The 20,688-nt window shown below is 67.8% G+C and carries 14 protein-coding genes; 9 read left to right on the top strand and 5 right to left on the bottom strand.

Features of this window, described 5'->3' with window-relative positions; genetic code table 11:
• Positions 1-234 precede the first annotated feature (234 nt).
• From recC to prfH, 5 genes are all read left to right on the top strand, one after another.
• Positions 235-3,531: an exodeoxyribonuclease V subunit gamma gene (recC, locus tag ABWY06_RS15585; RefSeq protein WP_353926468.1), complete on the top strand. Its 3,297-nt coding sequence runs from the start codon at positions 235-237 to the stop codon at positions 3,529-3,531.
• Positions 3,528-7,079, top strand: coding sequence for an exodeoxyribonuclease V subunit beta (gene recB / locus ABWY06_RS15580; RefSeq protein WP_353926467.1), 3,552 nt, complete (start codon positions 3,528-3,530; stop codon positions 7,077-7,079). Before recC ends, recB begins: the two co-directional genes overlap by 4 nt.
• Before the next feature lie 23 nt (positions 7,080-7,102).
• On the top strand, positions 7,103-8,977 hold the full coding sequence (gene recD, locus ABWY06_RS15575; RefSeq protein WP_353926611.1) for an exodeoxyribonuclease V subunit alpha: 1,875 nt from the start codon (positions 7,103-7,105) through the stop codon (positions 8,975-8,977).
• Positions 8,978-9,284: 307 nt separating this feature from the next.
• Positions 9,285-10,421: an RNA ligase RtcB family protein gene (locus tag ABWY06_RS15570; RefSeq protein ID WP_353926466.1), complete on the top strand. Its 1,137-nt coding sequence runs from the start codon at positions 9,285-9,287 to the stop codon at positions 10,419-10,421.
• Positions 10,421-11,053 (top strand): peptide chain release factor H, encoded by a 633-nt coding sequence (prfH, locus tag ABWY06_RS15565; protein WP_353926465.1) that lies wholly within the window; start codon positions 10,421-10,423, stop codon positions 11,051-11,053. The genes ABWY06_RS15570 and prfH overlap by 1 nt, the downstream gene beginning before the upstream one ends.
• Positions 11,054-11,072: 19 nt before the next feature.
• On the opposite strand, the gene ABWY06_RS15560 is transcribed toward prfH, so the two are convergent.
• Both ABWY06_RS15560 and ABWY06_RS15555 read right to left on the bottom strand, forming a co-directional pair.
• Complete coding sequence (locus ABWY06_RS15560) at positions 11,073-12,080, bottom strand: phytanoyl-CoA dioxygenase family protein (protein ID WP_353926464.1); 1,008 nt, start codon at positions 12,078-12,080, stop codon at positions 11,073-11,075.
• A 32-nt stretch (positions 12,081-12,112) separates the two neighbouring features.
• A complete protein-coding gene (locus ABWY06_RS15555) occupies positions 12,113-13,033 on the bottom strand; it encodes an AEC family transporter (protein ID WP_353926463.1) in 921 nt (306 codons plus the stop codon).
• 69 nt (positions 13,034-13,102) lie between these two features.
• On the opposite strand from ABWY06_RS15555, the gene ABWY06_RS15550 reads away from it, so the two are divergent.
• Positions 13,103-13,537, top strand: a complete 435-nt coding sequence (locus ABWY06_RS15550) for a GFA family protein (RefSeq protein ID WP_353926462.1) — start codon at positions 13,103-13,105, stop codon at positions 13,535-13,537.
• Between the two features lie 117 nt (positions 13,538-13,654).
• On the opposite strand, the gene ABWY06_RS15545 is transcribed toward ABWY06_RS15550, so the two are convergent.
• The 3 genes from ABWY06_RS15545 to ABWY06_RS15535 form a co-directional block, all read right to left on the bottom strand.
• Positions 13,655-15,613 (bottom strand): DUF7844 domain-containing protein, encoded by a 1,959-nt coding sequence (locus ABWY06_RS15545; protein WP_502948209.1) that lies wholly within the window; start codon positions 15,611-15,613, stop codon positions 13,655-13,657.
• Positions 15,610-15,930 carry a DUF2388 domain-containing protein gene (locus ABWY06_RS15540; RefSeq protein ID WP_353926461.1) on the bottom strand — a complete coding sequence of 107 codons (321 nt, stop codon included), beginning with the start codon at positions 15,928-15,930 and terminating at the stop codon, positions 15,610-15,612. The genes ABWY06_RS15545 and ABWY06_RS15540 overlap by 4 nt, the downstream gene beginning before the upstream one ends.
• A 95-nt stretch (positions 15,931-16,025) precedes the next feature.
• Positions 16,026-16,343 (bottom strand): DUF2388 domain-containing protein, encoded by a 318-nt coding sequence (locus tag ABWY06_RS15535; RefSeq protein ID WP_353926460.1) that lies wholly within the window; start codon positions 16,341-16,343, stop codon positions 16,026-16,028.
• 324 nt (positions 16,344-16,667) lie between these two features.
• Between ABWY06_RS15535 and ABWY06_RS15530 the strand changes: the two genes are divergently transcribed.
• Genes ABWY06_RS15530 through ABWY06_RS15520 form a run of 3 tightly spaced genes read left to right on the top strand, consistent with a single transcriptional unit; the run spans position 16,668 to position 20,664 of the window.
• Positions 16,668-18,263, top strand: a complete 1,596-nt coding sequence (locus ABWY06_RS15530; protein ID WP_353926459.1) for a glycosyltransferase family protein — start codon at positions 16,668-16,670, stop codon at positions 18,261-18,263.
• Positions 18,260-19,783: a glycosyltransferase gene (locus ABWY06_RS15525; RefSeq protein ID WP_353926458.1), complete on the top strand. Its 1,524-nt coding sequence runs from the start codon at positions 18,260-18,262 to the stop codon at positions 19,781-19,783. The genes ABWY06_RS15530 and ABWY06_RS15525 overlap by 4 nt, the downstream gene beginning before the upstream one ends.
• A complete protein-coding gene (locus ABWY06_RS15520; RefSeq protein ID WP_353926457.1) occupies positions 19,780-20,664 on the top strand; it encodes a class I SAM-dependent methyltransferase in 885 nt (294 codons plus the stop codon). Before ABWY06_RS15525 ends, ABWY06_RS15520 begins: the two co-directional genes overlap by 4 nt.
• Positions 20,665-20,688: the final 24 nt, after the last annotated feature.

The following is a 20,688-nucleotide window of genomic DNA, read 5'->3' as shown; positions in this document are numbered from 1 at the left end:
CCTGGAAACAGGCGCCGGCGGGCGAGGGCGAATTATTGGAAGGTTTCGGGCCGCACAAAACGCCTAAAAAAATCAGCGGCTTGTCTTAGCTTTAGCTGCTGAATGCCACCGGCGCCAGCCGGATGTCGCATCCGCGGAGAATGGGGTCGGAAAAACCCGTCGACTGGACCATGGAAACCCACGGGGCTGCGCTTCTTGGTACTCTGGGTACCTGTTCACCCACGTGCGGCTGTGATGCTCACCCTCTACCACGCCCCGGATCTTGAAACCCTTGGCGCGCTGGCCACGACCCTGCTGGCCCAGCCGTTGCGCGAGCCGTTCGCCGCCGCGCGGGTGGTGGTGCCAAGCCAGGGCATGGGCCGCTGGTTGACGCTGGAGCTGGCGCGCAAGCAGGGCATCGCCATGCAGCTGGAGGTGCAACTGCCGGCCCAGTTCGTCTGGGACCTGTCACGCCAGGTGCTGGGCCAGCTGCCGGAACAGTCGGCCTTCTCGCCGACCACCCTGACCTGGCGACTGTACGACTGGCTGTGCGATCCCGCGCACCTCGAACAGACCCCGCGCCTGGCCCATTACCTGAAGGGCGGCGACGAGCGCCGGCGGTTGGCGCTGGCCGCGCGCATCGCTGATGTGTTCGACCAGTACCTGCTGTTTCGCGATGACTGGTTGGCGGCTTGGGAGCGCGAGGAGCTACTGGACCTGGGCCCGGATGAACACTGGCAGGCCTTGCTCTGGCGCGAGCTGACCCAGGACGGCCACCCGCACCGGGCGCGGTTGCTGGAGGACCTGTTACGGCGCCTGTATCAGGACAGACCGATCGCCGGCCTGCCCGAGCGCTTGCTGGTATTCGGCATCAGCAGTCTGCCGCCCCATCACTTGCGGGTGTTCGAAGGCCTGGCCCGGCATGTGGACGTGGTGATCTGCGCGCTCAACCCGTGCCGCGAGGCCTGGGGGGAGATCCGCGATATTCGCGAGCTGGCCCGTGTCGCATCGTCGGCCGTTGCTGCCAGCCCGGGTGCGTTGCTCAGTCCGCCTGCCGATGATTGGTACCTCGATGTCGGGCACCCATTGCTGGCCAGCCTGGGCAAACAAGGGCGCGACTTTTTCGACAGCCTGTTCGCCGTGGTGGCCGAGGGCGGCCAGGATATCGGCCTGTATTCCGAGGACGCCGACCTGGCGGACAGCAGCCTGTTGCGTGCCTTGCAGAACGACATCCTGCGCCTGCGCACGCGCCTGCCGGCCGAGCGTCTGCGCTTGCGCGCAGACGATCGCTCGCTGGAAGTGCATATCGCCCATTCGCCCCTGCGCGAAGTGGAAATCCTCCACGACCAACTGCTGGCCCGCTTCGCCGCCGACCCCAGCCTGAGTCCCGACCAGGTGGTGGTGCTGACGCCCGACATCGAGCGCTACGCACCCTATATCGAAGCGGTGTTTGCCGCCCGCACCGGCGCCCCCCGTGTTCCCTTTAGCCTCGCCGACCGCAGCCTGCGCAGCGAGGTACCGCTGATCGAAGCCTTCCTCGGCCTGCTGGCTTTGCCCGACAGCCGCTTCACCGGCGAGGAAGTGCTCGGCTGGCTGGAGCAGCCGGCCATTGCCCGCCAGGCCGGCATCGAGGCCGAAGACCTGCCGCTGCTGCGCGACTGGCTTCGCAGCGCGGGTGTGCGCTGGGGCCGCGATGCCGGCCACCGCCAGCAACTGGGCTTGCCCCACGATGGCGCCTTTACCTGGCGCCAGGGCCTGGACCGCCTGCTGCTGGGTTTCGCCGTTCCACCGCAACTGGCGGGGGCAGCAGCGCCGTTGCTCGGCGACAGCTGGCCGCTGGATGCACTGGAGGGCGCACGCGGCCAGCTGCTGGGTCGCCTGGCGGCCTTCGTCCAGCGCCTGGCCGATTTTGCCGAGGCGCTGCGACGACCGCGGCCGCTGGCCGACTGGGCGAGCAGCCTGCAGCAATTGATCGACAGCCTGTTCGACGAGCGCGAGGCGGGCGACAGCCTGTTGCTGCTCAGCCAGGCCTGCGCAGCGCTGGCCCAGCAGGCGCTGGACGCCGGGATCACTCGGCCGCTGGAGTTGGCCTTGGTGCGCCAACAGCTGACCGGCGCGCTGGAGCGGGGCAGCGGCGTGTCGGGCTTTCTCACCGGTGCGGTGACCTTCTGCACCATGGTGCCGATGCGCAGCCTGCCGTTCCGCCTGGTGTGCCTGCTCGGCCTGGACGATGGCGCCTTGCCGCGCCGCACCCCGGCCGCCGGCTTCGACCTGATCGCGCGCCGGCCGCGGCGCGGCGATCGCGCCCGGCGCCTGGATGACCGTTACCTGCTGCTGGAGACCCTGCTCTCGGCCCGTGATGCGCTGTACCTCAGTTATGTCGGCCGCGATCCGCGCAACAATGCCGTGCTGCCGCCTTCGGTGCTGATCAGCGAGCTGCTGGAAACCCTCGACCTGACGGCCGTTGCCGTCGACGGCGCAGCGGTCAGTGCCGGCTTGCTGGTTGCCCATCCGCTGCAGCCCTTCGCCCCGGGCAATTTCGCCGGTGATCGCCACAGCGGTTTTGCCGCGCCCTGGTTCCGCGCCGCCCAACGCCTGGCGGAACCGGCGCAGGCCGAGCTGCAGCCCTTCGCCAGCCGCCTGGCAGCGCCGGAAGGGGACTGGCTATGCCTGGAACCCAGCCAACTGATCCAGTGTTTCAAGCACCCGGCGCGTTTTCTTCTCGAGCAGCGCCTGGGCCTGCGCCTGGCCGCTGCCGAAGAGGCGCTGGCCGGCGACGAGCCCTTCGCCCTCGAGTGGACCACCCAGCACGGCTTGCGCCAGTTGGCCTTGCAGGCCATCGAAAACGGCTGGAGCGAGGCCCAGGAGCGCCAGGTGGCTGCCGCCTCGGGTTGGTTGCCGGTGGGGGAGCTGGGCCAGGCCTATTGGGGCCAGTTACGCGGCCCGATCCGCGCCTTTGCCCCGACCCTGTTCGAGGAGCGTCCGCTGGATACGCCGCAGCCGTTGCTGGTGGACCTGGAGCTGGCCGGCGTGCGCATCCATGGCTGGCTCGATGGCGTCACTGCCAGCGGCCTGTTCGATTACCGCCTGCGCGACCTCGGTGCCTGGGAGCTGGCGCCGTTCTGGTTGCGTCATCTGCTGCTCAATGTCGCCGTGACTTCGGGGGCCGCCGAAGCCCGGACCAGCCGCCTGCTGTCGCCCAAGAGCGAGTGGCGCCTGGGGCCGCTGGACAACCCCCTGGCGCTGCTGGAGCCCTGGTTGCTCGCCTACCGCCAGGCGCTGTGCGAACCGCTGCCGTTGTTGCCCAAGGCCAGCCACGGGTTCGCCCGCAAGTGGCGTGCGCCCGGGCGCAAGGAGCCGATAGAGGCCGCGCGCAGCGAAGCGCGGGTGATGTGGCTGGGCAACGACTTTATGCTGGGTGAATGCCAGGACCCCTGGAACGCCCTGGCCTTTCGCGACCGCGATCCGCTGGACGCGCACTTCGAAGCGCTGGCCGAACAGCTCTATGGCCCGGCCCTGGATGCCTTGCTCGGCGCCGAGGAGGACGCATGAGCGGCCCCGTCCTGGACCTGCTGCAAGATAATTTCGACGGGCGTTCGCTGATCGAGGCCAGTGCCGGCACCGGCAAGACCTGGACCCTCACGGCTCTCTACGCGCGTTTGCTGCTGGAAAAGCAGCTCAGCGTCAGTCAGATCCTGGTGGTGACCTTTACCACCGCGGCCACCGCCGAGTTGCGCGAACGCATCCGCCTGCGCCTGGCCGCGTTGCTGGCGGTGTACGAACAGGGACCGGGTGCCGACCCCCTGCTCAACCAATTGCAGGCGCAGTACCCGGAGCCGGCGTATCACCGCCGGCTGCTGCTGGCGGTACATGGCTTCGACGAGGCGGCGATTTTCACCATCCACGGGTTCTGCCAGCGGGCGCTGCAGGATGCCGCCTTCGAAGCCGGCGGCGATTTCGACAACGAGCTGACCCAGGACGACCGCGAACTGCTGGATGCCCTGCTGGCCGACCTCTGGCGCCACGAATTGGCTGCCGCCGAGCCGGAGTGGGCAGCCTTTCTGGTGCAGCAGAAAACCACCCCGCAGAGTTTGCGTCAGCGCTTGCGCCAGCACCTCGGCAAACCTTACTTGCGGGTCGCACCGCCGCCCAGCGCGCGCAGCGGTTTCAGTGCGTTGCGCGAGGCCTGGCAGTGCGCGCAACAGGCCTGGCAGCGCGACAACGGCGCGTGGCTGGCGCAGCTCAAGGCCTTCGACGGGTTCAACAAGCGCAGTTATGACCCGCACAAGCTCGGCGCCTGGCAGCAGGAACTGCACGGCTATTTCAGCGATCCGGCGGCATTGTTCGGCAAGGGGGAGGGCCTGCGCCGCCTGAGTCGCGAGGCCTTGCGCAAGGGCACCAACAAGGGCTTCGACTGCCCGTTGGGTACGCTTGCCGACAGCCTCCAGCAGCTCTGCGACGCGCTCGAGGCCACGCAGCCAGAAGCCGCGCAACGGCTGGTCGACCTGCAGGTGCGGCTGATCGCCCAGCTCAACGAGCAGTTGCCGCAGCGCAAGGCGGCGCAGCGCCTGCTGGCCTTCGACGACCTGCTCAACCAGTTGCAGCTGGCCCTGGCGGGCGAGGGTGGTGGCTGGTTGGCGCAGGCCCTGCGCGAGCAGTATCCGCTGGCCCTGATCGACGAATTCCAGGACACCGACCCGGTCCAGTACGGGATTTTTCGCAGCATCTACGCCGCGGGCGGCGACCTGTGTTTCGTCGGTGACCCGAAGCAGGCCATCTATGCCTTTCGCGGCGCCGACCTGGCCACCTACCTGCAGGCCCGCGGCGAGGTCGCGCGGCAGTACAGCCTGACCACCAACCACCGTTCCACCCCGGCCCTGATCGCCGCGCTGAACCAGCTGTTCGACCGCCCCCGGCCGTTCGCCGAGCCGGGCCTGGACTACCCGCCGGTGGGCGCCAGCGTCCGGCCGAGGCCGCGTTTGGTGCTGCCGGCCAGCGCCGACGAGCAGGCCCCGGCGCCTGCCTTGGCGCTGGTCTGGCTCGGTGACGAACACCTGGGCAAGGGCGAGGCGGGCGCCCTGGCGGCTCGCGACACGGCGCGGCGGATCGCCGGCGTGCTGGCCGCCAGTCGCGATGGGCAGGCCTATTTCGAACAGGACCAACTGCGCACGCCGCTCAAGGGCGGCGATATCGCCGTGCTGGTCGCCAGTCACCGCCAGGCTTCCGAGATCGCCGCCGAGCTGGCGGCGCGCGGGGTACCCAGCGTGCGCCGTGGCAACCAGAGCGTCTGGCTCAGCGAGGAAGCCGCCGAGCTGGCGGCGGTGTTGGCCGCCTACGCCGAGCCCGGCCGCGAGGGTGTGTTGCGCTATGCCCTGGCCACGCGCCTGTTGGGCCGCTCGGCCGCCGACCTGGCGCGCTGCCAGGAAGACGCCCGCGCCTGGGACCAGGAGCGCGAAGCCGCCGAACGTTATCACCAGCTGTGGCAGCAGCATGGCTTTATGCGGGCGTTCCGCGCCTGGCTGGACCAGGAAAAAATCGCCGAGCGATTGCTGGTGCTGGTGGACGGCGAACGCCGCTTGACCAACCTGCTGCACCTGGCCGAGCTGCTGCAGGCCGAGAGCCTGCAGCAGGCGAGCCTGGAACAGCTGCTCAGCTGGTTCGAGGGCCAGCGCGGCGCCGACAACCACGGGGAAGACGCGCTGTTGCGCCTGGAAAGCGATGCCGAGCGCGTGCAGCTGGTGACCATTCACACCTCCAAGGGCCTCGAGTACCCGCTGGTGTTCTGCCCCTGGCTGTGGGATGGCGCCCTGTTGCGCCAGGCCGAGGACATCAGCTGCCATGCTGACGACGGCACACCGCTGCTCGACCTGGGCAGCGACCAGCTCGACCGGCACCGTGAGCGTGCCCGCCGGGAGCGTTTCGCCGAGCGTTTGAGATTGACCTACGTGGCCCTGACCCGGGCCCGTGACCGTCTCTGGCTGCACTGGGGACCGGTGGACTGCAAGGCAAAAAAAGACGGCAGCCTCAGCGAATCCGGTCTGCACAGCAGTGCCCTGGCTTGGTTGCTGCACGGTCGCCAGCTGCCGGGCGAGGATGCCCTTGGGGAACTCTCCGGCCATCTGCAAACCCTGGGTCCCGGCGAGCTGCGCGGTGAAATCGACCGGCTGGCCGCGGCCAGCGAGGGCCGTATCGGCCGCCTGCCACTGCTGGCGGTCGAGGACCAGGCCGGCGGCGAGCACCGCGCCGCGCCGCCCCGCCAGCTCGCCAGCCTGCAGCGCACGCTGTACAGCGCCTGGCGCATCGGCAGTTTTTCCGGCCTGGCGGCCGGCCTGCATATGGAGGCGCCGGACCGCGATGCGCTGGTCATCCCCGATGCCAGCGAACCGGGCAACGGCTTTTACGCCTTCCCCCGCGGCGCCCGCGCCGGTACCTGCCTGCATGCTGTGCTGGAGGACTGGGCCCGCGGCAAGGGCAGCCTGGAGCAGCTGATGACACCGGCCCTCAGCGGCCATGGCCTGCCGCTGGAATGGGCAGAGCTGGCCGTGGCGCAGCTGCAGGCAGTGCTCGACACCGACCTGGATGGCCAGGGCCTGTGCCTGTCGGCTTTGCAGGCGAGCCGCCGGCTGCCGGAATTGGGCTTTACCTTCCCGGTGGACAACCTCGAGGTGGGGCGCCTGCGGGCGATTCTCGCCGACCCGGTCCATGGCTTGCCCGCCGTGCTGCGCGACGCGGCGGCACGCCTGGAGTTCGACAGCCTGAAGGGTTTTCTCAAGGGCTTTATCGACCTGACCTTCGAGCATCAAGGGCGTTGGTACATCGCCGACTACAAGTCCAACTGGTTGGGCCCCGACGCCCGTTACTATGGCGGCGAGCGCCTGCTGCAGGCCCTGGCCGGCGAGCACTATTACCTGCAGTACCTGATTTACCTGGTGGCCCTGCGGCGCTTTCTGCGCCAGCGCCTGGTGGATTTCCAGGACAGCCAGCTGGGCGGTGCTTTCTACCTGTTCCTGCGCGGCATGCCGGAGGCCGGGGTGTATTTCGCCCGGCCGGCCGACAGCCTGCTGGATGCCCTCGATCAACTGTTCGTGGGAGCGCACTGATGGCCGCCGAACCTCGTCCGTCTGTGGCCCTGGCCCAATTGCCGCTCGGCCCGCTGGAGCGCGCCTTTGTCGGCAGCCTGCAGCGCCTCGATCCCCAGGCAGAGGCCGTGGTGCTGGCGGCCGCGGCCCTGACCTGCAGCGCATTGGTCGCCGGTGACGTGTGTCTGCCGCTGGCCCGTTGGGCCGGTAAACGTGCCTGGGGCGAGGTCGAGGGAGGGTTGCCATTGCCGCCGCTGGCCGCCTGGACGGCGGCGCTGCAGGCCTCGCCACTGGTCGGTGGCCCCGGTGAGTTCGCGCCGCTGATCCTCGAGAACGAGCGCCTGTACCTGGCCCGCTACCAGGCCTATGAAGCGCAGCTGGCGGCTGATCTGCTGGCCCGGCTGGAGGGTGCGCCGGCCGTGGACGAGGCCTGCCTGCAGGACAGCCTGGCGCGGCTGTTCGCCCGCAATGCCGACCAGTCCGGACCGGACTGGCAGCGGGCGGCGGCGGCCCAAGCGGTGCGCCGCCGGCTGGCGGTGATTTCCGGTGGTCCCGGCACCGGCAAGACGACCACCGTGGTACGCCTGCTCGCCGCGTTGCTGGAGCAGCGGGGCGGCCATCCGCGGGGCGGCCTCCCGCGGGGCGGCCTCCCGCGGGGCGGCCATCCGGACGGCGGAGCCGGGTTGGCCATCGGCCTGGCCGCGCCCACCGGCAAGGCGGCGGCGCGGATGGCCGAGGCGATTCGCAACGCCAAGGCGGAACTGCCGGTCAGCGACGCGATCAAGGCGGCCCTGCCGGAGCAGGCGCGCACCCTGCACCGTCTGCTCGGCAGCCGCGGCGACACGCCGGCGGTGCGCCATCACGCGGGCAACCCGCTGGCGCTGGACGTACTGGTGGTGGATGAGGCCTCGATGGTCGACCTGGCGCTGATGGCCAAGGTGCTGGATGCCCTGCCGGCCCAGGCGCGGTTGATCCTGCTGGGCGACAAGGACCAGCTGTCCGCGGTCGAAGCGGGCGCGGTGTTCGCCGAACTGTGCGAGGGCCCGAGCGCGGGCGCCGGGCGCGTTTCGCGGCTGGGCGAGGCGGTGGTGCTGCTGACCCACAGCCACCGCTTTGCCGGCGACAGCGGTATCGGTGAACTGGCCCGGCGAATCAACACCGGGGATGCCGCCGGCACGCTCAGCCTGCTCGCCGAGTCGCGCCCCGACCTGGCTTGGCAGCCCGAGCCGACTCCGCAGGCCTTGCTTGACCGCCTGGAGCAGGGGTATGGCCCTTACCTCCACGCCGCGCAACAGGGCGATGTGACCAGCGCCTTCGGCGCCTTCAATGCCTTTCGCGCGCTGACCGCTCAGCGCGAAGGGGCCTGGGGCGTCGCCGGTCTCAACGAAGCCCTCGAAGCCCGCTTCAAGCGCGAGCTCAGATTGCCGGCGCGGGAGCGCTGGTTCCCCGGCCGCGCGGTGATGGTGCAGCAGAACGACTACGCGCTGGGCCTGTTCAACGGTGACATCGGCCTCTGCCTGGCCAGCGACCAGGGCCTACGGGTGTATTTCGAGAGTGGCGAGGCCGCCGACCAGGGCTACCGGCCCTTCGCCCCGGCGCGGCTGCCCAGCCACGAGAGCGCCTTCGCCATGACCGTGCACAAGAGCCAGGGCTCGGAGTTTTCCGAGGTGCTGTTGGTGCTGCCCGAGCAACCCAGCCCGTTGTTGACCCGATCGCTGTTCTATACCGGCATTACCCGGGCCAAGCACAAAGTGGAAGTCTGGGGCCTGGCGGCGCGTCTGGCCGAGGCGGTGAACACCCGCGCCGAGCGGGCTGCCGGCCTGGCCCAGCGGTTGGCCGCGCCGGCGCCGCCCAGCCCGCCAGCGCCGCACCCGGCTCCGGGACCGGCCAGCGCGCCGGATCAGCTGGCGCTGTTCTGACCGCGTGCCTGTGCGGCATTTGGCAAAAGCGGGGATTGCCGCCACGGCGCAATCGGCTTAGCATACGCGCCTTCATCAATCGCACCGCAAAGGAGGGTTTTATCATGCAATCAATCATCACCCTTTGCAGGCCGCGTCTGGGTTAATCGCCCGCGCCGTTGTCGAGACCCTTCGGGTTTCCAGCGGCCCCGCACTTTCCGGTTTTTCCCCACGCTCACGCGTGCAACTTCGTCCTGAACGAAGCCGGGAAACCCGCGCGTAACGCCTGCCCCCACGTTTTTTCGTTTTTTCCCATTTGGATGGGTATATGGGCACGGTTATTCAAAACCTGGGCGAGCGCGTAGCGCTGATCGCTTCGGAAAACACCTGGATCGAAGGCAACGCGATCCAGCAACTGCAACACTGCGCACAGCTGCCGGGCATGCAGCGGGTGGTCGGCATGCCGGACCTGCACCCCGGGCGGGGTTATCCGGTTGGCGCGGCGTTTTTCTCTCGCGGGCATTTCTACCCGGCACTGGTCGGCAACGATATCGGCTGTGGCATGGCGCTCTGGTCGACCGATCTGGACAGCCGCCGGTTGAACCTGGACAAGCTGGAAAAGCGCCTGGGCAGCATCGACGGCCCGCTCGACGCGGACTGGCAATCCGAGATCGACGCCCTGGGCCTGGTGCCCAGCGGCTTCGAGCGCTCGCTGGGCACCATCGGCGGCGGCAATCACTTCGCCGAGCTGCAGCAGCTCGAGCAGATCTATGACGCCAGTGCCGTTCAGGCCCTGGGCATCAGCGACCGGCAGTTGCTGTTGCTGGTGCACAGTGGTTCGCGTGGCCTCGGCCAGGCCATCCTGCGCCAGCACGTGGATGCTTTCGGTCATGCCGGGCTGGAGCAGGGCAGCGCGGCGGCGGATGGTTATCTGGCGCAACATCAACAGGCGCTGAAGTATGCCGAGGCCAATCGGCAATTGATTGCCCGGCGCATGCTGGCGCAATGGCGCAGCACGGGAGCGGCGCTGCTGGATATCCATCACAATTTGGTCAGTGCGGCGCGTGTCGATGGCCAGGGCGGTTGGCTGCACCGCAAGGGCGCGACACCCGCCGATGCCGGGCCGGTGGTGATCCCCGGCTCGCGGGGCGACTACAGCTATCTGGTGCGACCGCTGCCGAGCGAGGTCAGCCTGTTGTCGCTGGCCCACGGCGCCGGACGCAAATGGATGCGCACCGAATGCAAGGGGCGCCTGGACAAACGCTACAGCCCGCTGCAACTGGCGCGCACTGCCCTGGGCAGCCGGGTGATCTGCGCCGATCGGGCGCTGATCTACGAGGAGGCGCCCGAGGCCTACAAGTCGATCGACTCGGTGATCCACAGCCTGCAGGCCGCCGGCCTGATCGAGCTGCTGGCGCGACTCAAGCCGGTGTTGACCTACAAGACCCGCGGGGAGTGCTGCTGATGCTGCTGTTGCAACTGTCCGCGGCCCAGGGGCCGGCCGAATGCTGCCTGGCGCTGGCCAAGGCGTTGGCGCGCCTGGAACAGGAGACCGCCGCGGCTGGCGTCGAGCTGGCGATTATCGAACGCGAACCGGGCGAGCAGCCCGGCACCTGGCGCTCGCTGTTGCTGGGGTTGTCGGCGTCGGTTGCGGACGACCGCGTCGAGCGGCTGGCCGCACGCTGGCAGGGCACCCTGCAATGGATCTGCGCCAGCCCCTACCGGCCCCATTACCCGCGCAAGAACTGGTTTTTCGGCGGTGCGCTGCAATTGCCGCCCGCGCCGACCCTGGAAAGCCAGATCCGCTTCGAGGCGCAGCGCGCCTCGGGCCCGGGGGGGCAGCACGTGAACAAGACCGATTCGGCGATCCGCGCCACGCACCTGGCCAGCGGAATCAGCGTCAAGGTGCAGAGCGAGCGCAGCCAGCACGCCAATAAACGCCTGGCGGTGCTGCTGATCGCCCACAAGCTGCAGGCGCAGCAGGATCAGCTGCACGGCGAGCGGCGGGCCGAACGGCGGCTGTTTCACCACCAGGTGGCGCGGGGCCAGCCCACCCGGGTGTTTCGCGGCGAGCGCTTCGAGGCGGTGGAGCATTAACCGCAACCGCGCCGCCGCTTCAGCACTGCGGCAAGGCAGCGGCGGGTGCCGGTGCCAGGTTGAGGTACTGCACCAGGCGCGGGTGCTGGCCCAGGTTCGGGCCGGGCCCATGGGGCAAGGCCTGGTGCCAGATGACCAGGTCGCCGGCGGCGCCGGCGATCGGGCGCGAACCCAGGGCCTGCAGGTCGCACTGGCCGGGGTCGGTGTCCGGCGGCAGGCTGTGCAGCCAGGCGTCGAGGCGTCGATGGAAACCGGGCACCAGGGTCAGGGCGCCCTGTTCGGCCGGGGTGTCGGTGAGGTACAGCAAGGCCTGGGTGCCAAAGGGGATGGGCGGCACCAGGTCGACGTCCCAGTGCAGCGGCGGTCGTTGACTGGACGCCGGTGCCGGGGGATGGAAACCGACCCGGTCCACCGAATGCCAAAGATCGCTGCTGCCCCAGAGCTGGGCAAAGGCCTTGTGGATCCGCCGCGACTCGCGGTTGGCCTGCAGGGCCGGGTGCTGGATCAAGGGCACCATCACCCCCTGGGGACGTGGCCGGTACCAGCTGCCGGGGTCGTCGAGGCGGGCGCCGCTGGCCTGCAGCACGGCCTCGACCGCCGCTTCACGTTGCGCCTCAGGCACGGCGTGGTGAAGGATCAGGTAACCCCGCTCATGCCAGTGCTGCAGGTCGGCCGGGCCGAGCACATCGGCCATGGCCTCGATCTGCGTCAGCCACTGGCGCGTCGCCGCCGGCAGCGGTTGCCCAAGCGCCAGGGCATTCAGTCGCGCCAGTTGGCCGCTGCTGGGCGGCCCCGCGGTGGTCAGGATCCAGCGTTCAAAGGTGGCGAAGTCCGGTTGGCTGCCGTACAGGTAACCCAGCCCCTGCTCCAGACCAATGCCCAGCGCGTGCAGGACCAGAGGGTCGAGGGGGTCCGGCGCCTCGCGCACTCCCTGGCACTGGCGTTGCGCCCGCGACCACAGGCGTTTGAGCTGGCAGGCCCCGAGCAGGCCGGTGTCGGACGAAGCGGCGAGGGGCGGCAGCGGCATGGGTAGGGCTCCCGTGGGAAGGGGTTGTGGGATCAGGCGCCGGGCAGCGTCATTAACAACGACAGCACCAGCATCAGGCTGAACCCTGCCAGCAGGGTCTGCAAGGTGATCAGACCGGCCATCAACTGGCTGTCGCCCCCCAGCTGACGGGTCAGCACATAGGCCGTGGGCGCCGTGGGCAGGGCGAAGAACAGGATCAGCAGGTTGCTTTCCAGGACCGGCAGCTGCAGGCCACGGGCCACGCCCCAAGCCAGCAGCGGCATGCCCAGCAAGCGCAGCAGGCAGTTGAGCCCCAGGCTCCAGCGCTCGCCGTGCAGTTGCTCCGGGCGCAGCGCGGCACCGACGCAGAGCAGCCCCAGCGGCAGGCTGGCGGCGGCCAGCAGGCCGAGCAGACGGTCGCTGCCGCCCGGCAGGCCGAGGCCGCTCAGGTTGGCCAGCGCACCCGCGGCGCAGGCGAGGATCAAGGGATTCTTGAGGATTGGCAGCAACAAGGCGCGGGGTCCGATGCCACGTTCGGCGGTCAGCGCCCAGACCGACATCAGGTTCACCGCCGGTACCATCAAGGCCAGCATCAGGGCCGCCAGGGTCAGGCCTGGCGGGCCGAACAGGCTGGCCACCGCCGCCAGCCCCAGGTAGGTGTTGAACCGCAGCAGGCCCTGGGTCAGGGCACCAAAGCGGCCCGCTGGCCAGCCGCGCAGGCGTTTGCACAGCAGCAGGGCAATCCAGCCAATGCCCAGGCCCAGCAGCACGGCCAGCGCCAGGCGCGGCAGGGCGGGGTTGTCCAGGGGGGCGCGGGCCAGGCTGCTGAAGAGCAGGGCCGGAAAGAGGATATAGTAATTGAGGCGCTCGGCCGCCGGCCAAAATGCCTCGCCGGGGAAGTCCCAGCGGCGCAGTGCATAACCGCCGACGATCAGGGCGAACAGCGGCCAAAGGGCCAAGAGCAACTCGGTCACGGGACAGTCCGGCGGGTCGAAGAGGGGGGCGCGTCGTGCTTGGACGGCCGGATTCTCAGGGAGGCTAGCATGCCAGACTCGCAGCAAGGTGGCTGCCACTGCGGCGCCATCCGTTACCAGGTCAACGGGGTGCTGGACGATATCGCCCATTGCCATTGTTCCATTTGCCGGCGCACCAGCGGCGGCATCCTCACCACCTGGGCCACGCTGCCGCTGAGTGCGTTTGTCTGGCTGCACGGCACGCCGCGCCAGCATGCCAGCTCGGTCAGTTGCACCCGCTATTTCTGCGGCGACTGTGGGGCCCAGTTGGCGCTGTACACCCGCCTCAGTCCCGGCTCCCTGGATATTACCGTGGCGACCCTGGACCACCCCGAAAGCGCCCCCGCGGACCGGCAGATCTGGGTTCAGGATCGCCTGCCCTGGCTGCGATTGGCCGGGTCGCTGCCCGAGGAGCCGCAGGAATATCTCGGGCCCTCGGTGGACGAGGATGCGGGCACACCTTAAGGGCGCGGTAGGCGGTAATAGTTGCATGTGATACACCCACGCACAGCTGCGGCGGGCTGGCGCTGGACGACGCGCCGAGGCCGCCCTACCGGCGCACCTTGCCAAGGCGGCGTACGCCTACGGCAACACCAATCCGCCTGCCGCCTTGTGCAGGGCCCGCAGGTGTTCGCCGAGCTGCTTGAGGTTGGCTTCGCTGGCTTGCAGCTCCAGACGGCGTGCCGGTACCAGCAGACGGCGTACCTCCAGGTCGAGCTCGTCGCTGAGCTGGCGCAGCCGCTGCTGGCGACTGGTGCTTTGCTGTTCCAGGCGTTGCCATTCGCCGGCTTGGGGCAGGCCGTAGCCGCCCTCCAGCAGTTCGGCCGGGCGGCTGAGAAAACCGCTGCTGTCCAGCAACTGGGCAAGGGTGCTGCCGGCCTTGGCGAAAGCGCCGTCGGGCTGCACCCGATCGCTCAGGTAATTGCGCTTGAGCTCGTCCTGAGCCAGCAGCAGCTGTTGGCGCAGCGCCGCCTGTTCGAGCAACAGCAGCGCGGCGCTGGCGCGCAGGTCGGCCCGGGCGAACCAGGGACGGCGTGCCTCGGCTGGCAGGCTCAACCAATCCTCCACCTCGGCCTGGGGCACTGCCAGGCGCTCTTTCAGCACCTCGAACATGGTCTGGTAGCGGTCGCGGAAGGAGTCGAAGCGGTAACCCAGGCGCAGGGCCTCGCGGGGGTCGTCCAGCACGCTGCGATCGGCCAGGTCGCGGGCCACCAGCAGGTCGAGCAGGCCGTTGGGCATGATGCTGTCGAGGTCTTCCAGGGCCGCTTGCCGGGTGCCGCTGCGCAGCAGCTTGAGGGTCTCCACCGCGCAGTTGTTGGACAGAAAGTAATAGTCGCCGTCGTAGCTCCAGTGCAGCTCGGCGGCGTGTTCGACCAGCGCCTGCAGGGCCGGGCGTTCGAGCTTCAAGGGCACCGAAAGCAGACCGCGCAGCTCGACCTTGGTGTATTCGTCGATCACTTGAGCCAGCGGCAGCACGAACAGCCGCGAGGGGTAGGCGCCGGTCAGGCCGTCCCAGCTGGACAGTTGAACGTCGCCGACGAAGGCGCGGTAGGACAGCACCAGGTGCTGGTCCAGGTCCAGGCGGCAGTCCGGCCCCAGCGGCCGGCCGGGCGCGCAGATGACCAGGCGCAGCATGCTGTGGCCCCAGCGGCTGGCCCAGGCCTGGTTGGGCTCGGCCAGCAGGTAATCGACGGCGTAGACCCGCGTCGGGTCGAGTTGGCCCAGGGGCTGACGGGCGAAATCGCGGCCAGCGTTCAGGTAGGGCTGGCTCTGGGCACAGGCCGGGGCGGGAGCGGGTGCCCAGTCGAAGTGCTGACGCCAGTAGGCATGCAGGGCGGGACGCCGGCAGGCATAACTCGGGTCCAGCAGGAAGTACTCCAGGTTCACCGCGACGAATTCCCGAGGGTTGCTCAATTCGTAGGGGTCCGGGCTGCGCGCCACCTGGCCATTCTGCGCTTCACGCTGGCCGCGACGACCGACGTATTGCGCCCAGCCGGCCAGGTCGAGCAGGCGCGGGTCGTCGCTGAGGGTGAAGCGTCGCGCGGTCTGCCCGCGACACGCGGCCGGCAGGCCGACCAGTCCCAGGCTCGAAGCCCGTTGCCGGCAGCGTTGCAGCGAAGATTTTTCCGCGTCGGACCACAGGCGGGCGCGGTCGTACAGGTGCGCCAGCTCGTGCACCAGGGTCGCCAGCAATTCCCGGCGCTGCGTGCCGTGGGGGCGTTGGGTCGCCTGGCGGGCCGCCGTACCCTCGGTCAGCGCCGGCAGCAGGCGAGCATTGAGTTCCAGGGCATCGACGCGACTGGCACGGCCATAGGCGTCATCCGGCAGGTCGTCCGACCAGCGCACCTGGACCCGGCGGTCCAGGCGTTGGACCAGGGTCGGTGGCAGCGCGGCCATGGCCTCGTCGAGCAGGCGTTGGCTGGCCTGGCGTTGCTCCGGGCTCAAGCCATCGGTGGCCAGGTCCAGGCGCAAGGCCGCCTGCACCGAGTGAGTGGCGAGGAGCAGCGCGATCAGCAGTCCGCGCTGCCAGGCGTGATTCACAGGCTCAGGATGGCTTCGGCCAGCACCTGATCGGAGGCGTCGCGGGCCTCGGGTACGCGAGCCCGGATGGCGCCGAGCGCGGCTTCCAGTTGCACGCCACGGATCGCCCCCTGGCTGGCGACAAAGCTGGCGGCATCGTCACGGGCGGCGCGGACGATTTTGGCATCGCGCACCGAGGTGGTGGTGTCGGAGGTGAAATCGAAGGTGCGATCGATCGCTCGCACAATGATATTGCTGGTGGCCACCAGGGTTTGCGCCTGGGCGGTGGTGACGGCGAACAACAGGCCGAAGCCGAGGACAAGCAGGGAACTGCGCATGGAAAATCTCCGCTAGGGATTGAAGCTGGGGCTCGTTGGACGGCCAGGACCCGCGGCGGTTCCGCTGGCGTGCCGCGGTGCCCGGCCGCCTGGCTTCAGCGGGCCAGAATCGCCTCGGCCAGACGCAGGTCGTCGGCGCGCAACTGCGGCGCTTGCTGGCGAATGTGCTGCAGTGCCGCTTCCAGCTGCGGGCCGCGGATACCGCCCTGGCTGGCGACGAAGGCGGCGGCGTCGTCCCGCGCGGCACGGACCAGCTTGTCGTCGTTAAGCGATGAGGAAATATCGGAGGTGACATCCGAGCTTTCCATGATCGCGCCGCCTACCGCATCGGTGGTGGCCACGAAACTGGTAGCGGTGGCACTGCCCGTGGCAGCGACCAGGGCGGTAAGGGCGAACAGGCGAATTAGGTTCATGGGAAATCCTGTACTGAGGGGGCGGAGCGCCGCGCGTACAGCCAGACGGTACTGATGCCACGACGGACGGAAGCGAGGGCCGGCGGCCCTGCTGTTCGCAAAGATTATTCCATTGTGTGTCACAGGCTGCAGAGTTTCTTGCATTGGCGGTTGATAACTGATGCTATACGCCGCTTTATTTTCGCGGAAAAGCCGCGTTCAGGCGCTGTTCATGCCGCGTAAGCCGGCCGTTGAGCTTGGAACAATAATTCAGGGGCCCTTGCCTGTTCGCCAAGGCGCTTGAGCCTTGGCGCAAGCCGCCCGCTTAATATTAAGCCAACACTTATGATTATTCTCATTAGCTCGAAAATTGGTAAAACCGACATCCAGGCCTCGCTGGGCAAGCCTGAGTACAGTTACTACTTTCTCATGCGTGAGTTCATACCTGCCTTGGAGCAGGTCGGCCGGGTGATCGAAACCGCTGACGCAGCCGAAGTGGATATGCTTTTCGATCACTACCGCGCCGCGGGTGAGCGGGTGGTTTTCCTCAGCGTCAGCCCTCCTCATCAGACACCGGTCGACCTGCGCTGCCCCACCCTGAGTCTGTTCGCCTGGGAATTTGATGCACTGCCGGATGAGCCTTGGGAAGGGGATCCGCGTAACGACTGGCGGTACGTGTTTACCCGCAACGGCGCTGCAATCACCCTCAGCGAGGAATCGGCGACGGCGGTGCGGCAGGTGATGGGCGATTTTCCGGTACTGGTGGTACCCGCACCCGTCTGGAATCGCTTCGCGGACCTCTATCGCCCGGGTGGTTGGGGGCCGCTGGCGACCGAGCGACCTTTCGCCTTTACCGGCTACTTGATTGACAGCCCGATCCTCGGACTGTCTGCCGACGGTTTGGTGCGCACGCCGGTGCCGGTGGTTGAAGTGCCGGTCGAGATCGAGCCTGTTGTCGAAATCGAGGCCGAAGTCGAGGTCGCCTGCGAGCCGCAGACCCTGGTCGAACCGGCAGTGACCCTGCTCTCCTGGGCTGAGAAGCGTCATACCAGCCGTATGCTCTGGCGACACTGGTTGGCCGAGCTGGGCCTGGGAGCCGTTCCATCGCCGCCGCCCGAACCGGAACCGGAACCCCTGCTGGAGCCTGAACCAGAACCAGAACCAGAACCAGAACCAGAACCTGAGCCCGAGCCGGAACCAGAACTTGAGCCAGCTCCCGAGCCTATACGCGAGCCGCAACCGCACCAGATCAACCTGAGCGGAGTGGTCTACACCACCGTTCTCAATCCAGGTGACGGGCGCAAGAACTGGGTGGACCTGGTTACCGCGTTTTGTTGGGCGTTCAAGGAGACACCGACCGCCACCCTGGTGGTCAAGATGACGCACCATGACCTCGAGTATTACCGGGTGGTGCTGATGACGTTGCTGTCGCGCCTGGCCCCCTTCCAGTGCCGGGTGGCTGTCGTGCATGGGTATCTCTCTGATGAGCAGTATCGTGAGCTGATCCAAGTCAGCGATTTTTATGTCAACGCCTCCGCTTGCGAAGGATTATGCCTGCCGCTGATGGAGTTCCTCAGCGCCGGCAAACCGGTCCTGGGCCCCCTGCACACGGCAATGAGCGACTACCTGGACCCTCAGCTGGCGTACTTGCTCAAGAGCAGCCCAGAGCCCTCCTGCTGGTCCCATGACCCGACCGGCAAGCTGCGTACCCGGCGCCACCGGTTGAATTGGGAATCACTGGTCGATGCCTATCGTGCCAGCTACCGCGATGCCCGGGAGCGGCCACTGCAGTACCGTGAGATGTCGCAGCACGCGTTCGAGCGGATGCAGCGTTACTGCTCGGTGGACACGGTGGCCAGTGCCTTGCGCGACTTCCTCGAGCAGTTACCGGGCCTCGAGCCTGGCGCGGTGAATGCCGGGGTGGAGGGGGCCAACCGATGAAAATTCTCGTGTATTCGGAAATCAACGCAACGACCATTGAAGCCAGCCTGGGACTGCCGGAGTACAGCTACTATTTCGTCCTGCGCGAATTCCTACCGGTGCTCGAACCCCTGGGCGAGGTCATAGTCGTTACGGACCCAGGCCGTGAGGTCGATGTGATCTATCGCGAGGCGTTGGCCCGGGGCGAGGGTTGTTTGTTCCTCTCGTTTTCGCCGCCGCACCGCACTCCGCTTGACCTCGAATGCCCTACGGTGCCGGTGTTTGCCTGGGAGTTCGACTCCATACCCACTCAGAGCTGGTACGACCGCCCCGAGCACGACTGGCGTCATGGTTTGGCCCGCTGCGGGCGCGCCATTGTGCATTCGACCTTCACCGCACAAACCGTACGCGATGCGCTGGGAGCGGATTTCCCGGTGGTCTCGGTTCCCGCACCGGTATGGGACAAGTTCCAGGCGGTGCGTAAGGCTGCGTCATTGCCCCGCGAGGCCCGTTATGAGCTGAATATCGCCCGTGGTGTGCTGTTCGATACCCGTGACCTGTCCCTGGAGCCCTGGATGCCAGGCCCCGACGCGGTCGCCGCGGCGGTTGCCGCGGCGCGTGGACAGGTGCCGGTCAGCGACTCGCCAAGCCCCGAGCAGGCGCCAGAGCCACTACCCGTTGCGCCGTCGCTCCCCAGCGCGACGGCGCCGCGGGTAAGCGCGCTGCGGATTACCCTGCGTTACCTGGCTGAATGGTACCGCCTGGTCTGGAGGGACAGCCTGCCCACGCCGCTGACGAGTCTTATCAATCGGTTGCGTCCGTCACGGCCCGCGGTGGTTGCGCCGCTGCCCGAGGTTTCGCCTTGGGAACCGGCGCCACGCCACCTGACGCTCGAGGGAGTGGTGTTCACCGCGGTATTCAATCCTTACGATGGCCGCAAGAACTGGGTCGACATGCTGACGGCGTTTTGTTCTGCCTTTCGCGATACCGCTGATGCGACACTGGTGTTCAAGCTAGGTCACCATGAGTACCGCGAAGCGATCGAGGGCATGTTGATGGGCTTGGCACGCCTGCCTGCCTTCCGCTGCCGGGTGGTGATATTGCATGGTTATCTCGATAAAATGGCCTACCAGAACTTGATTCAGGCCACCCATTTTGTGGTCAATGCCTCCCATGGCGAGGGCCAGTGCCTGCCGTTGATGGAGTACCTGTCATGCGGCAAGCCGGCGGTCGCCCCCCGGCATTCGGCCATGAGCGACTACATCGATGGGGATGTCGCCTTTGTGGTCGATACCTGGCTAGACGCCACGGCTTGGCCTCATGACCCGCGCCTGGCCTATCGCACCTGCCGGCACCAAATCGACTGGACCTCGCTGGTTCAGGCCTATAGTCGCGCCTACCACTGCGCGGTGCAGGAGCCTGAGCGCTACCGGCAGATGTCCGTTACGGCCATCGAGCGCCTGCAGCGTCATTGCTCCCAGCAGGTGGCGCGCGAGCGCTTGCTGCATTTTTTGAACCTTGATGAGACGCCTGGCCCATGAATCCATTCGACTTGTACCGCCGCCTGGCAGGACTGGAAAACGATCCGCGCTCGGGTGAGGCGATTTGGCAGGAAGTCTCCAGCGCCCCCGATTTCGTCGACTCCCGTGACTGCGGCCTGGTCGACGCGGTGCAGAGTGGCTGGTACCTGGGCAAGAGTGACGAACTGTTCAGCGGATTCGCCGTGAGTGCCGAGGACAGCGTGCTGGATGTCGGCTGCGGTGCGGGGGGCGCGACCTTGTTTTGTGCCAATCGCGGCGCCCATGTGACCTTCACCGATGTAGTGGCGCAGAAGATCGATTCGCTGCGCCAGCGTGTCGCCCTGACCCCGGCGCGCAAGGCCGAGGGCTTCGTCTCCGACAGTATTCCCTTGCCCGTGGCCGATGCCAGCATGTCGCGGGTGATTTCCATGGAGGTGCTCGAGCATGTCGAGGACCCTCCGGCCTTTCTCCGTGAATTGGTGCGCGTCGGTCAGCCGGGTGCCCTGTACCTGCTGGCCGTGCCCGATCCGGTGGGTGAAGAAATCCAGCGCGGGTTCGCCCCAGCGGCGTATTTCGAGCGACCCAACCATATCCACGTGTTCGGCCGCGAGGAGTTCGGTCAGTTGGTCAGCGAGGCCGGACTGGAGATCGTCCGCCGCGACTCGTTCGGGTTCTTCTGGACGTTCTGGATGTGTCTCTACTGGACGCTGACCAAGCCACTGGGTGCCGAGCGCGAAGGTACGTCCCACGACGTCGTGCAGCCCCCCTACCCGCCCTTGCTGAACGACTGGGCCAAACTCTGGTACCAGATCATCCAGTTGCCAGAGTCAGGCCTGATGAAACAGGCGCTCGACCAATTGATGCCGAAAAGTCAGGTGATCATTGCGCGCAAGCCCATATGAAGCCCATGCACCAGTGGCCGGCCC

It is taken from the genome of Pseudomonas sp., assembly GCF_040514055.1.
GTDB lineage: Bacteria > Pseudomonadota > Gammaproteobacteria > Pseudomonadales > Pseudomonadaceae > Aquipseudomonas.
This window is presented reverse-complemented; position numbering and strand designations above follow the sequence as displayed.